This is a genomic window from Rhodovulum bhavnagarense (genome assembly GCF_004343505.1).
GTDB classification, from domain to species: domain Bacteria; phylum Pseudomonadota; class Alphaproteobacteria; order Rhodobacterales; family Rhodobacteraceae; genus Rhodovulum; species Rhodovulum bhavnagarense.
Window position 1 is genome coordinate 58,883 of the sequence record NZ_SLXU01000001.1, and the last position, 12,741, is coordinate 71,623.

Genomic DNA, 12,741 nt, shown 5'->3' on the forward strand with positions numbered 1-12,741 from the left:
ACAGAATCTGCCAATTCCAACGTAAGGAGTAATCGACATGGAAGGCGATATCGTTCAAATGGGTGCCTACATCGGTGCCGGTCTCGCGTGCACCGGCATGGGCGGCGCCGCCGTCGGTGTGGGCCACGTTGTCGGCAACTACATCTCTGGTGCGCTGCGCAACCCTTCGGCGGCCGCGTCGCAGACCGCCACGATGTTCATCGGTATCGCGTTTGCCGAAGCCCTGGGGATCTTTTCGTTCCTCGTCGCGCTTCTGCTGATGTTCGCCGTCTAAGGCGCGCCTGATCCGATCCTTACGGCCGGGTGGGGGCAGATGCGCCCGCCCGGTGTAATTCCGGGTTGCAGGGGGACGTCATGGCAACAGAAACGCAAGTGGCCGAAGGCGCCGCGCATGCCGCTGAACAGGTGGGTATGCCGCAGCTCGACTTCGCGACCTTCCCGAACCAGATCTTCTGGCTCGTCGTCACGCTGGTCGTGATCTATTTCGTGCTGTCGCGCATCGCGCTGCCGCGCATCGGCGCGGTTCTGGCCGAACGCCAGGGCACGATTTCCAATGATATCGCCACCGCCGAGGAGCTGAAGCTTCAGGCGCAGGAGGCAGAGCGCGCCTATCAGAAGGCGCTGGCCGACGCCCGCGCCGAGGCGCAGCGGATCGTGGCGGCCACCAAGGCCGAGATCAAGGCCGATCTCGACGCGGCGACCGCCAAGGCAGATGCCGAGATCGGCGCAAGGTCGGCCGAGGCTGAAAAACAGATCGCAGAGATTCGCGCCGGCGCCTTGCAAAGCGTCACCGAGGTCGCAAAGGCCACGGCACTCGACGTTGTCGCCGCCATGGGTTTTCGTGCCGACCCCACCGTGGTCGACGCGGTGGTCGATGCCAAGCTGAAAGGGTAGACCGATGAAGAAACTCGCTCTCGCGCTGCCCCTCGCCGCCGCGGCCAGCCCCGCGCTGGCGGCCTCGGGGCCGTTCTTTTCCTTGTTCAACACCAATTTTGTGGTCCTGATCTCGTTCGTCGCCTTCATCGCGGTTCTGGTTTACCTGCGTGTGCCGGGCAAGCTGATGGCGATGCTGGACAAGCGCGCCGAGGGCATCCAGTCGGAACTGGACGAGGCCCGCGCGCTGCGCGAAGAGGCGCAGACGATCCTGGCGTCTTACGAGCGCAAGCAGAAAGAGGTTCAGGAGCAGGCCCAGCGGATCATCGATACCGCGCGCACCGAGGCCGAGTCGGCTGCCGCCAAGGCCAAGCAGGATCTCAAGGTCACGATCGAGCGTCGCCTCGCCAGCGCTGACGAACAGATCGAACAGGCAAAGGCGGGCGCTGTAAAAGAGGTCCGGGACCGTGCCATTACCGTGGCGGTTTCCGCCGCGCGCGAGGTGATCGCCCACCAGATGACCGCGCAGGCAAGCGATACCCTGGTCGATCGCGCGATCGCCGATGTGCAGGGCAAGCTGAAGTTGCACTGACAAGTCGAGTCGTTACCAAGAGCATTGAAAAGTTCTCGTGCAGGGCCCGTCGATATTCTCGTCGGGCCCTTGCCATTTGTGTGGCCCCTGTCGTTTTCAACCCCGCCCGCGTTTCCGGCCTCGAAGGCGGTATCATGGGTATTTTCGCCAAGAAGAAGACAAGCTCGGCGCGGTGCCTGAAGGGGGCGGAGGCTCAGCCCCTGCCGAGTTCGTGTTCCAGCCGCTGACGGGCGATGGCCTCGTTGCGTTCGGACAGGAGGTGGTCGTGAAGCGCGTTCTCGACATAGTTCAGATGCTGTTCCACCGCGGCGCGGGCGGCGCGCGCGTCACGGGCCTGGAGTGCGACATTGATCGCGCGGTGCTGGTCCAGCAGCATCGCGCGGGTTGTGCGTTGGCGGAACATGACCTGGCGATTGTAGAACACCCCCTCGCGCAGCAGGTCGAACATCGCCCGCATCATGTGCAGCATCACAACGTTATGGCTGGCCTCGATGATGGCGAGGTGAAACTCGGCGTCGAGCCCGGCCTCGTCTGCGGGGTTGCGTTTTTTATGGGCGCTTTCCATCTTGCGAAACACTGCGTCGACCACCTGGAGATCGGTATCAGAGGCCAGGCGCGCCGCGCGTTGCGCGGCCAACCCTTCGAGGTCACGACGAAAGGCTATATAGTCGAACAGGGCCTCCTGGTGGGTGCCCATCAGCCGCAGCAGCGCGTCGGAAAAGGCGCTGCCCAGGACTTCGGCGACGTAGATCCCCGCGCCTGCGCGGCTGACCAGCAGGCCGCGATCTTGCAACTGGGCAATGGCCTCGCGCAGCGAAGGGCGCGAGACGCCCAGTTTTTCTGACAGGTCGCGTTCGGAGGGCAGGCGTTCGCCCGGCCGCAGGATGCCGCGCAGGATCAGAAGCTCGATCTGGCGGACCACGGCATGCGAGAGCTTTTCGGGCTGGATTTTCTGGAAGGGCATGGGCTGGCTCCTGAACTGGTCAAGATATATGACCAGCCCGGTGCGCGCGCAATGGCGGGCGCCCCAGCAGAGGCGCCCGCGCCATGGCTCAGGCCGTGGGCCGGATCACGATTTCCACCCGACGATTCTGCGCCCGACCCTCGGGCGTGAGGTTCGAGGCAATCGGCGCATCCTCACCCCGGCCGTAAGAGCGTATCCGCGAGGGCGCGACGCCCGAACCTGTCAGGACCGCTGATACCGCGGCCGCGCGGCGGGCTGAGAGATCCTGATTATAGCCGGCCGCGCCGGTATTGTCGGTATGGCCGATGACGTCCACGGTCGAGGCGGGGTACTTGTTCAGATTGGCCGCCAGAACCATCAAGTCGGACCGAAGATCGGGTCGCACGGCGGCGCTGTCGGTGGCGAACAGGATATCCTGGGGCATGGTCACCACCAGTTCCGAGCCGGTATTGACCACGTTGATATCGTCATTGTCAAAGCCCTGGCGCAGGTCGGCGGCCTGTTGGTCCAACGCGTTGCCGATGACCCCTCCGGCGATCGCCCCGCCGACAGCCCCGATAACCGCGTTCTTGGCATCATCGCCCCCCTCTTTGGACAACAGAAGCCCGGTAAGCGCGCCAAGGCCTGCCCCGATGGCCATGCCCTCCTTGGTGCGCTGGCGCGGGTCGCCGGTATTGGCAGAGGGATCGGTGCAGGCGCTGAGCGCCAGCAGGCCGGCACTGGCCAGCAGGAGAATGCGGGGGACTCGGGTCATGTCTGCCTCTTGGTCAGGGCCGGTTACCGGCATCATGTCTAGAATATAGTCCGCGCTGGAGCTGGCTGCGAGGGGGTATGGGCGCGATATTGCCGATGGGTTTGTTCGCAAGGGATCGCATCGGCGCGCGCCGCCTCCCAGGCCAGCATGGCGCGCTTGACCGGAAGGCCCCAGTGATATCCGCCAAGCGCACCGCTCTTGCGCAGCGCCCGGTGGCAGGGGATCAGGTAGCCGATCGGGTTGCGGCCAACCGCCGTACCCACCGCGCGCACCGCGCGGGGATGGCCCACGGCGCGGGCGATCTCGGAATAGGTCGTCACATGACCTTGGGGAATCGCCATCAGAGCCTCCCAGACCTTGATCTGGAAAGGCGGGCCGATCAGGTGGAGCCGCGTCATGCCGTGGCGCGAAAGGGCCGTCGCGGCCAGCGCGCTCGCCCTGTCAGGGGCGTGGAGGAACTCGGCCTCGGGCCAGCGGGCCATCATGTCGGCCAAAGCCGCGTCGCGCCCGGTTTCTTCGGTGAAGGCCAGCCCGCATAATCCCTTGTCGGTGACCATGGCCAGCGCCTCGCCAAATTGGCTTGGCAGGACACCGTAGCAAACCGTCAGGCCGGCGCCGCGGCGGGCATACTCGCCCGGGGTCATGGCCTCCCAGCGCAGGAAAAGGTCGTGCAACCGGCCTGTGCCCGACAGCCCCAGCGCGTCCGCGGTCTCAAGCGTGGTGAATCGCGCGCGCATCAGTGAACGGGCGTGATCGAGGGTGAGGTATTGCTGATAGCGCTTGGGCGAGACGCCGACCCAGCGCGAGAACAGCCGCTGGAAATGCGCCGGGCTCATGTTCATTTCGGCGGCAAGTCGATCAAGCGTCAGCGCCTGTCCCCCGGCCGCGTCGATGCACTCGATCGCGCGGCGAATGACGGCATAATGATAATGCTCGTCCTGCTCCATGCCTGGTCTCCCCTTGGGCTGTTGTCGCAAGATAACCCGACCGGGCCGACCGGGCGACCCGGAACCTGCGTGAAGCGGCATCCGCCACGGCCTTGCCCCGGCCGCACCGACAGGGCATAGACGGCGCATGGCAAAGCCGCTGGACTATCATACGATCAAGGCGATCTTCACCCGGTTTCACGGGGTCGAACCCGAACCCAAGGGCGAGCTTGAGCATGTCAACGCCTATACCCTGCTGGTCGCCGTGGCGCTGTCCGCGCAGGCGACGGATGCGGGGGTGAACAAGGCCACGCGGTCCCTGTTTGCCAAGGTCGACACGCCCGAGGCGATGCTGGCCCTGGGCGAGGAAGGCCTGATCGAGCATATCAAGACCATCGGTCTCTACCGCAACAAGGCAAAGAACGTCATCAAGCTCAGCCGCATCCTGGTGGAGGAGTATGGCGGCGAGGTGCCGTCCTCGCGCGCGGCGTTGCAGGCGTTGCCGGGGGTGGGGCGCAAGACGGCGAACGTGGTGCTGAACATGTGGTGGGGCCTGCCCGCGCAGGCGGTCGATACCCATATCTTCCGCGTCGGCAACCGCACCCGCATCGCGCCGGGCAAGACGGTGGATATCGTGGAACGCGCCATCGAGGACAACGTGCCGGCCGAGTTCCAGCGCCACGCCCATCACTGGCTGATCCTGCACGGGCGCTATCACTGCAAGGCGCGCAAGCCGATGTGCCCCACCTGCCTGATCCGCGATCTCTGCCCCTATGAGGACAAGACAGAATGACCAAACCCTATCACGTCGTCGGCATCGGCAACGCCCTTGTCGACGTTCTGGCCCATGCCGACGAGTCCTTCCTGGACTCGCACAGCATCGAAAAAGGCATCATGCAGCTTATCGACATGGAGCGTGCGGTGCATCTTTACGGCCAGATCGGGCCGGCTCAGGAAATCTCGGGCGGCTCCGCGGCCAACACGATTGCCGGGATCGCCCATCTGGGCGGGCGGACGGCCTATGTCGGCAAGGTCAAGGACGACCAGCTAGGCGCGATCTTTGCCCATGACCTGCGTGCGCAGGGGGCCGATTACGACACGCCCCCCGCGCCGAAGGACACCGATGGCGAGACCGGGCGCTGCATCGTGCTGGTCACGCCCGATGGCGAGCGGTCGATGAACACCTATCTCGGCGTGACCGAGCATCTGACGCCCGCCGATATCGACGAACGCCAGGTCGCCGGGGCGGAGTGGATCTATCTCGAAGGCTATCGTTTCGACGGCCCGGAAAGCCACGAGGCCTTTGCCAAGGCCATCGGGGCGGCCAAGGCTGCCGGGGGGCGCGTGTCGCTGACCCTGTCCGATCCGTTCTGCGTGGAACGCCACCGCGATGCGTTCCGCAAGATGATCCGCGAGGATGTGGACATGCTGTTCGCCAACCGCGCCGAGATCCTGTCGATGTACGAAACCGACGATTTCCACGAGGCGCTGAGCCGCGCCGCGGCCGAGATCGACATCGTCGCCTGCACCGATTCCGAGAACGGCGCGCATATCCTTTCCGGGGGCAACCACTGGCACGTCCCGGCGGTGCCCACGCAGATCGTGGACGCGACCGGGGCGGGCGACCTGTTCGCGGCGGCGTTCCTTTACGGCGTCACTCATGGGCATGACCTGGAAACCGCCGGCCGGATGGGCTGCGTCGCGGCCAGCGAGATCATCAGCCATATCGGCGCCCGGGCCGAGGCGGATCTGACCGCGCTGTTCAAGGACCACGGGCTGGTCTGACGCGATTGGTTCAGGGGTGAACGTCCGGGCCGCTTGCGGCCCGGGCAGCGCCCGACCCACCGCCATGGGGCAGACGTTCTGCGGTGCCCATCATGGGCGGCCGCTGGCGCTTTTCGCGTTGCCGGCGGAAGGGATCTGTTCCGTGCAGCACGATCCGGGGCGTGTGCGTCCGGTCGGCGTTGGCCGGTTCGGCAGGCTGCGCCGACCTGCTGGCGCAACGGTCCTGTCTCAAGCCGCCGGGTGGCTGTTCCCCGTCGTGTGGGCCGTGTGCAGGCCGATCACCCGTCCCGCCATTCCCCCGGCGGCAGATCCCCCAACTCCCATTGTCCGATCCGCGCCCGGATCAGCCGCAAGGTGGGGTGGCCCACGGCCGCCGTCATCCGCCGTACCTGCCGGTTGCGGCCCTCGGTGATCGTCAGTTCGATCCAGGTGTCGGGCACGGATTTGCGATAGCGCACCGGCGGGTCACGGGGCCACAGGCCCGGTGGTTCGTCGATACGGCGCACCCTGGCGGGCCGTGTCGGGCCGTCCTTCAGGCGCACGCCCCGGCGCAGCGCGTCCAGCGCGGCCGCGTCCGGCACCCCCTCGACCTGCGCCCAGTAGGTCTTGGGGCTCTTGTGCCTGGGGTTCGCGATCTTCGCCTGCAACCGCCCGTCATCGGTCAGGATCAGCAACCCTTCGCTATCGCGGTCCAGCCGTCCCGCCGGATAGACGCCGGGCACATCTATGAACTCGGCCAGCACGCGCCGGTCGGGCCGGGGCGGGCCGTCATCGGTGAATTGCGACAACACCCCCCAGGGCTTGTTGAACAGGATCACCCGGCTCACGCCGCGCCTTTCTTCTCCGAGGTCAGTTCCACGAAGACGTCCTGCAGATCCGGTTCCTCGGTGCGGATGTCGCGGATCACGATGCCCGCCTTGCGCACCGCCTCGACCACGGCGCCGGTGGCGATCTCGGACCGGCGGTAGGTGAAACAGAACGCCCCGTCGGCGCGCTGGCAGCTTTCCACGCCCGCCGGCATCTGCGGCAGCGCGACCTCTTCCTCGGGGTGGATGACCAGCGTCTTGGCATCCATCCGCCCGATCAGCGCCGACGTGCTGTCGCGCGCGATCACCTCGCCGTGGTTGATGATCGCGATCTCGTCGCACATCTCCTCGGCCTCTTCCAGGTAATGGGTGGTCAGGATGATCGTGGTGCCCTGTTCCTGGTTCAGACGCCGGATATTGGCCCACAGCATCTGGCGCAGCTCGATATCCACGCCGGCCGTGGGTTCGTCCAGCACCAGCACATGGGGGCGATGGACCAGCGCCTTGCCCAAGAGCAGGCGCCGCCGCATGCCGCCCGACAGGTTGCGGGCATAGGCCTCGGCCTTGTCCTCCAGCCCGATGGCCTTGAGGATGCGGTCGGTCACGCGCCTGGACTTGGGCACACCATACAGACCCGCCTGCACCTCCAGCGCCGCACGCGGCGTGAAGAACGGGTCGATGTTCAGCTCTTGCGGCATGACGCCGATCGAGGCCCGGCTCTGGCGCGGGTTCACGTCCTGATCGAATCCCCAGATGCGCACCTTGCCCGATGTCTTGACCACCAGCCCGGCCAGGATGTTGATCAGGGTGGATTTACCCGCCCCGTTCGGTCCCAGCAGGCCAAAGATGGACCCTGCCGGAATCTCCAGGTCAACGCCCTTCAGGGCATGCTTGGGCGGCTGGCTGCCGCTGGCGGCATAGGTCTTGGTCAGCCCCTCGATCTCGATCGCGTTCTCGCCCATCCTGGCCCCCTTGCCGCTTGCCCAACCCTGCCCATTCGCTATCATGCCCCTTCAGTTAAGGCGACCCCGTCGCCCCGGCAACGAGGAGCGCAAGTTCATGGCTGCGGAAACCGAAAAAGAACCCCAGACCATCGCCCCCCCCGAAACCGAAGTCGTCAGCGCATGGCGCGTATGCTGCGACGGCTCGGGTCCCGGCCTCGGCCACCCACGCGTCTGGCTGAGCATTCCGCATGACACCGGCTTTGTCGAATGCGGCTATTGCGACAAGCGGTTCGTGCATGAAAGTTTCGCCGACAAGGTGGGCTGAAATCCCGAACCCCCGGCAACCGTCTGGCACCGCGCGCCGCTTCGTGGCAAGAGCTGGGTAAGACGGCCAAGGGGGAAGCGATCATGAGCGTCAATTTCGGCAAGGGCTGCCATCTGCATCTGATCGACGGATCGGCCTTCATATTCCGCGCCTTTCACGCGCTGCCCCCGCTGACGCGGAAATCCGACGGGCTGCCGGTAGGCGCGGTGTCCGGTTTCTGCAACATGATCCACAAATATGTCGAGGATAATGCCGGCCCCGACGCGCCGACCCATGTGGCGGTGGTGTTCGACAAGGGCAGCCACACCTTCCGCAACGACCTTTACGATCAGTACAAGGCGAACCGGGACGAGATGCCCGCTGATCTGCGCCCGCAGATCCCCCTGACCCGCGAGGCGACGCGCGCCTTCAACATCGCCTGCATCGAGAAGGAGAATTACGAGGCCGACGACATCATCGCCACCCTGACCCGCCAGGCGGTCGAGGCCGGCGGCCGCGTGACGATCATCAGCTCGGACAAGGACCTGATGCAGCTGGTGGGCAATGGCGTCGAAATGCTGGACGCCATGAAGAACAAGCGCATCGGCGTCGAGGAGGTCGAGGAGAAATTCGGTGTGGGCCCGGATCGCGTGGTGGACGTGCAGGCCCTGGCCGGCGATTCCGTCGACAACATCCCCGGCGCGCCCGGCATCGGGATCAAGACCGCCGCCCTGCTGATCCAGGACTATGGCGACCTGGAAACCCTTCTGGACCGGGCCGAAGAGATCAAGCAGCCCAAGCGCCGCCAGACCCTGATCGAGAATCGCGCGCAGATCGAACTGTCGAAGAAACTGGTGACGCTCGACGCGGCCACACCGCTGGATTTCACGCTGGACGACCTCGAGGTGAAGGAGCCCGACGCGGAAACCCTGCTGGGCTTCCTGACGCAGATGGAATTCCGCACGCTCACCAAGCGCATCGCGGATGGCCTGGGCGTCGAACCGCCCGTCATCGCCGATACCAACCCGGCCGGGGCCAACCCCGCCGATACCCCCTCTGCGCCGTCGAACCTGCCCTTCACGCCTGACAATTACGAATGCGTCCGCGATGCCGGGGCCCTGCAGGCGTGGGTCGACCGCGCGAACGCCCGCGGTTGGGTCGCCGTCGACACCGAAACCACCGGGTTGGACGAGATGCGCTGTGACCTCGTCGGCATTTCGCTGGCGGTGGAACCGGGCGCGGCCTGTTACATTCCGCTGGGCCATCGCGGCGCGGGGGACGACCTGTTCGGCAGCGACGCGCTGGCCGAGGGGCAGATGCCGCTGGACGACGCGCTGGCGATGCTGAAACCGCTCTTGCAAGACCCCGCGGTTATGAAGATCGGCCAGAACATGAAATACGACGCCAAGGTCCTGGCCCGCTACGGCATCGACATCGCCCCCATCGACGACACCATGCTGATGTCCTACGCGATGAACGCAGGGCTGCACGGCCATTCGATGGACGCGCTGTCCGAACGCTACCTGTCCCACGACCCGATCCCGATCAAGTCGCTGCTGGGGTCGGGCAAGGCGCAGATCACCTTTGACCGCGTGCCGATCGACGAGGCGGTGAAATATGCCGCCGAAGACGCCGACATCACCCTGCGGCTGGCGCACCTGTTCAAACCCCAGCTGCACCAGCGCAAGGTCACGACCGTCTACGAAACGCTGGAACGCCCGCTGGTCCCCGTGCTGGCGCAGATGGAAATGACCGGCATCAAGGTCGACCGCGACACGCTCAGCCGCATGTCCAACGCCTTCGCCCAGAAAATGGCGGGGCTGGAGGCCGAGATTCACGAACTTGCCGGGGAAACCTTCAATGTCGGCAGCCCCAAGCAGCTTGGCGAAATCCTGTTCGACAAGATGAGCCTGCCCGGCGGCAAGAAGGGCAAGACCGGCGCCTATGCCACCGGTGCCGACGTGCTGGAAGACCTGGCCGCCGAGGGCCACGACCTGCCCGCCCGCGTGCTCGACTGGCGCCAACTCAGCAAGCTGAAATCGACCTATACCGACGCGCTGCAGGACCACATCAACCCCGAAACAGGCCGCGTGCACACGTCCTATGTCATCACCGGCGCGGTCACCGGGCGGCTGGCCTCGACCGACCCGAACCTGCAGAACATCCCCGTGCGCACCGAGGAAGGCCGCCGCATCCGCGAGGCCTTTGTCGCCGAAGACGGCAAGGTGCTGGTCTCCCTCGACTATTCCCAGATCGAGCTGCGCATCCTTGCCCATGTCGCGGATATCGACGCGCTGAAACAGGCGTTCCGCGACGGCCAGGACATCCACGCCATGACCGCCTCGGAAATGTTCGACGTGCCGATGGAGGACATGACCCCCGAGATCCGCCGCCAAGCCAAGGCGATCAATTTCGGCGTGATCTACGGCATTTCCGGCTTCGGCCTCGCCCGCAACCTGCGCATTCCCCGGTCCGAGGCGCAGGGCTTCATCGACCGCTATTTCGAACGTTTCCCCGGCATCAAGGCCTACATGGACGACACCGTCGCCTTCGCCAAGGCGCACGGCTTCGTCCAGACCCTGTTCGGCCGCAAGATCCACACCCCCGAGATCGGCGCCAAGGGGCCGCAGGCGGGATTCGCGAAACGTGCCGCGATCAACGCGCCGATCCAGGGCACCGCGGCCGACATCATCCGCCGCGCGATGATCCGCATGCCCGACGCCATCGCCGACCTGCCGGCGAAGATGCTGTTGCAGGTGCATGATGAACTGATCTTCGAGGTGGACAAGGGCGCCGAAGAGTCCACCATAAAGGCCGTGCGCGAGGTCATGGAGGGCGCCGCGATGCCCGTGGTCAAGCTGGACGTGCCGCTGGAGGTCGATGCGGGGCAGGGGGCGAACTGGGCCGAGGCGCATTGAGCCGCGCCACGAATCGCCGGGTGGCATAGTTCGGATGACAACCATGCCCCATGCTCACCACCATCCCCACCTGGACCCCGCGGCAGGAGACCGCCGTGTAGCCTGGGCGGTGGCGGTTAACCTGGCGCTGACCGTTGCGCAGATCGCGGGAGGCGTGCTCTCGGGTTCGCTCGCGCTGGTTGCGGATGCGATCCACAATCTCTCCGACGCGGTGTCTCTGGTGATCGCGCTGTGCGCTCGCCGGATCGCGAGAAGACCGGCGGACGCGGCGATGACCTTCGGCTATGGCCGCGCCGAAGTGGTGGCCGCGCTGGTCAACTACACCGTGCTGATCGCGATCGCGCTGTATCTCGTGGCCGAGGCCGCGATGCGGCTGGCCGATCCGCCGGGCGTGAGCGGGTGGATCGTGGTGATCGTGGCCGGGATCGCACTGGTCGTGGACGTGATCACGGCCTTGCTGACATGGCGGATGGCAAAGGACAGTGTAAACATCCGCGCCGCCTTCCTGCACAATCTCGCTGACGCGTTCGGCTCGGTCGCGGTGATCGCGGCGGGAAGCCTGATCCTGCTTTATGATTGGCGGCTGGTCGACCCCTTGGCGACCTTCGGCATCGCGGCCTACATCCTGTTGCACGCTGCACGCGAGGTCGGTCCCGTCATGCGCATCCTGATGCTTGGCAGCCCCGATGCGCCCCCGCTGGAGGTTCTGCGCGCGCGCCTTGCGGAGGCTGAGGCGGTCAAGGACGTCCACCATCTGCACCTGTGGCAGATCGATGAGCATCGCTGCGCGTTGCAGGCGCATCTCGTGGTGACACAAGGGGCCGACTTCCCGACCGAAATTACCCGTGCCAAGGCGTTACTGGCGCGTGAATTCGGCATCACCCACGCCACATTGGAACTTGAAACCCCGGTCTCGGGTTGCGCGGATCAGAAGGCCTGCCAATGACCGATGACGGCGCGCGCGCTGTCGCGTTTGGCCATGGGTATTTTCACCAAGAAGAAGAGCAGGGCGCGCCTCCCCCTTCTTCTTGGTAAAAATACCCGGATCCTGCCTTTGTCTGCCCCGTACCTCCGCCGGGGGACGGGGGAGGTGACCACGCAAGGTTCGCCGGAGAAAGCCGTGATCCGGTCTTGCCCGTCTAGGTGCCCTGGAAAGTGTGGCGCATGGTCTTTTCCCGCCGCTCTGGTCCTGGGGCGACGATCGAGCAAGCTGGATCTGCAAATGTCAATTGGCGTTCGGTGCGCAAAAGCGATCTTGTTCAGTCGAGATCTGAGGAAGGTATAAGCGGGAAAAACACTTCACCAGAGCGAATGCCGAACCAGGCGCGGCCCTCGAACTCGCCCGCTTCGCCGATGTCCACCAGCCGGTAAAAGCTCTTGCGGTCGATCAGCGCCTCCAGCCCGGCGCGGACATGGAGATAGGGCGCAGGTTCGCCCGTCTGCGGATCACGCTCCACCCGGATGGGATGATCGGGGCCGGCGGCGACCCGGTCGCCCACATTGGTGGTGAAGCTCAGGACGCCGTCCTCGCCGCGTTCGAAATCGACGGCGACGAAGGGGGCGTCGTCGACCGTGATCCCGACCTTTTCGACCGGCGTGACAAGGAAATAGCGATCGCCCTCGCGTTTGAGGATGGTGGAGAACAGCCGCACCAGCCCGGGCCGCCCGATCGGCGTGCCCTGGTAGAACCAGGTGCCATCCCGTGCGATGCGCATGTCCAGATCGCCGCAGAAGGGCGGGTTCCACTTGTGCACCGGCGGCAACCCGTCCCCGGCTGCCGCGCGCGCCGCGTTTGCCAGCGCCTCGGCGTCGGGTTTCACGATCATTTGTCTGCCTTTGGTTTTTGCCATTTGTGCCGCGCGCGATATCTGCCTT

The 12,741-nt window shown here is 65.6% G+C and carries 14 protein-coding genes; 8 read left to right on the top strand and 6 right to left on the bottom strand.

What is annotated here, in order from left to right:
- The first annotated feature begins 37 nt into the window (after positions 1-37).
- From EV663_RS00315 to EV663_RS00325, 3 genes are all read left to right on the top strand, one after another.
- Positions 38-274: a F0F1 ATP synthase subunit C gene (locus EV663_RS00315; protein WP_074220027.1), complete on the top strand. Its 237-nt coding sequence runs from the start codon at positions 38-40 to the stop codon at positions 272-274.
- Positions 275-354: 80 nt separating this feature from the next.
- Entirely contained in the window at positions 355-894 is a 540-nt protein-coding gene (locus tag EV663_RS00320; RefSeq protein WP_132949778.1) for a F0F1 ATP synthase subunit B', read from the top strand.
- Positions 895-898: 4 nt separating this feature from the next.
- Entirely contained in the window at positions 899-1,465 is a 567-nt protein-coding gene (locus tag EV663_RS00325) for a F0F1 ATP synthase subunit B (protein ID WP_132949779.1), read from the top strand.
- A 193-nt stretch (positions 1,466-1,658) separates the two neighbouring features.
- Here EV663_RS00325 and EV663_RS00330 read toward each other — a convergent pair whose 3' ends face one another.
- The 3 genes from EV663_RS00330 to EV663_RS00340 form a co-directional block, all read right to left on the bottom strand.
- Positions 1,659-2,429, bottom strand: coding sequence for an FCD domain-containing protein (locus EV663_RS00330; RefSeq protein WP_132949780.1), 771 nt, complete (start codon positions 2,427-2,429; stop codon positions 1,659-1,661).
- A gap of 88 nt (positions 2,430-2,517) precedes the next feature.
- Positions 2,518-3,183 (bottom strand): YiaD family glycine zipper/OmpA-like lipoprotein, encoded by a 666-nt coding sequence (locus EV663_RS00335; protein WP_132949781.1) that lies wholly within the window; start codon positions 3,181-3,183, stop codon positions 2,518-2,520.
- A gap of 38 nt (positions 3,184-3,221) precedes the next feature.
- Entirely contained in the window at positions 3,222-4,130 is a 909-nt protein-coding gene (locus EV663_RS00340; RefSeq protein ID WP_132949782.1) for a methylated-DNA--[protein]-cysteine S-methyltransferase, read from the bottom strand.
- Between the two features lie 127 nt (positions 4,131-4,257).
- On the opposite strand from EV663_RS00340, the gene nth reads away from it, so the two are divergent.
- Positions 4,258-4,902 (top strand): endonuclease III, encoded by a 645-nt coding sequence (gene nth / locus EV663_RS00345; protein ID WP_132949783.1) that lies wholly within the window; start codon positions 4,258-4,260, stop codon positions 4,900-4,902.
- Complete coding sequence (locus EV663_RS00350) at positions 4,899-5,894, top strand: adenosine kinase (protein WP_132949784.1); 996 nt, start codon at positions 4,899-4,901, stop codon at positions 5,892-5,894. Before nth ends, EV663_RS00350 begins: the two co-directional genes overlap by 4 nt.
- A 278-nt stretch (positions 5,895-6,172) precedes the next feature.
- Here EV663_RS00350 and EV663_RS00355 read toward each other — a convergent pair whose 3' ends face one another.
- Entirely contained in the window at positions 6,173-6,721 is a 549-nt protein-coding gene (locus EV663_RS00355; RefSeq protein ID WP_132949785.1) for a pseudouridine synthase, read from the bottom strand.
- Positions 6,718-7,662 carry an ABC transporter ATP-binding protein gene (locus EV663_RS00360; protein WP_132949786.1) on the bottom strand — a complete coding sequence of 315 codons (945 nt, stop codon included), beginning with the start codon at positions 7,660-7,662 and terminating at the stop codon, positions 6,718-6,720. The genes EV663_RS00355 and EV663_RS00360 overlap by 4 nt, the downstream gene beginning before the upstream one ends.
- Before the next feature lie 97 nt (positions 7,663-7,759).
- Between EV663_RS00360 and EV663_RS00365 the strand changes: the two genes are divergently transcribed.
- The 3 genes from EV663_RS00365 to EV663_RS00375 all read left to right on the top strand — a co-directional run bounded on the left by EV663_RS00365 (position 7,760) and on the right by EV663_RS00375 (position 11,812).
- On the top strand, positions 7,760-7,969 hold the full coding sequence (locus tag EV663_RS00365) for a zinc-finger domain-containing protein (protein WP_132949787.1): 210 nt from the start codon (positions 7,760-7,762) through the stop codon (positions 7,967-7,969).
- A gap of 83 nt (positions 7,970-8,052) precedes the next feature.
- On the top strand, positions 8,053-10,866 hold the full coding sequence (gene polA / locus EV663_RS00370; protein ID WP_132949788.1) for a DNA polymerase I: 2,814 nt from the start codon (positions 8,053-8,055) through the stop codon (positions 10,864-10,866).
- A 43-nt stretch (positions 10,867-10,909) separates the two neighbouring features.
- Positions 10,910-11,812 (top strand): cation diffusion facilitator family transporter, encoded by a 903-nt coding sequence (locus tag EV663_RS00375; RefSeq protein ID WP_132949789.1) that lies wholly within the window; start codon positions 10,910-10,912, stop codon positions 11,810-11,812.
- A 313-nt stretch (positions 11,813-12,125) separates the two neighbouring features.
- Here the strand turns inward: EV663_RS00375 and EV663_RS00380 are convergent, their stop codons facing one another.
- Complete coding sequence (locus EV663_RS00380) at positions 12,126-12,692, bottom strand: DUF1285 domain-containing protein (protein ID WP_132949790.1); 567 nt, start codon at positions 12,690-12,692, stop codon at positions 12,126-12,128.
- Between the last annotated feature and the right edge of the window lie 49 nt (positions 12,693-12,741).